The organism is Cytobacillus oceanisediminis 2691 (genome assembly GCF_007678455.1).
In the GTDB taxonomy this organism is placed as follows: domain Bacteria; phylum Bacillota; class Bacilli; order Bacillales; family Cytobacillaceae; genus Mesobacillus; species Mesobacillus oceanisediminis_A.
Genome location: NZ_VEEP01000259.1, coordinates 1 through 261, shown reverse-complemented (window position 1 = coordinate 261; position 261 = coordinate 1). Strand labels below are relative to the sequence as shown.

1 rRNA gene is annotated in these 261 nt (G+C 42.1%); it reads right to left on the bottom strand.

From position 1 onward, the window contains the following. Positions 1-70 (bottom strand): 5S ribosomal RNA (gene rrf / locus FS736_RS23785); the annotation flags it as partial. Positions 71-261: the final 191 nt, after the last annotated feature.

Here is a 261-nt window from a genome sequence, read left to right as displayed (position 1 = left end):
CGGCGCTGAGAAGCTTAACTTCCGTGTTCGGTATGGGAACGGGTGTGACCTTCTCGCCATCGCCACCAGACATTTTTAAAGAACAATATTTATTATACTGTCTTTTATGCATTTTTCAAGAGAATTTTTATGAAATCTTTATTCCCTCAAAACTAGATAATGTGTAAGAAGAATTCAAGAGAAACGAATGATCATTGTCCAGCTCCGGCTCCTAGCCTCTCGAGTCGCTTCGGTCCATCCGCCGAAGTCAAAGAACGACTT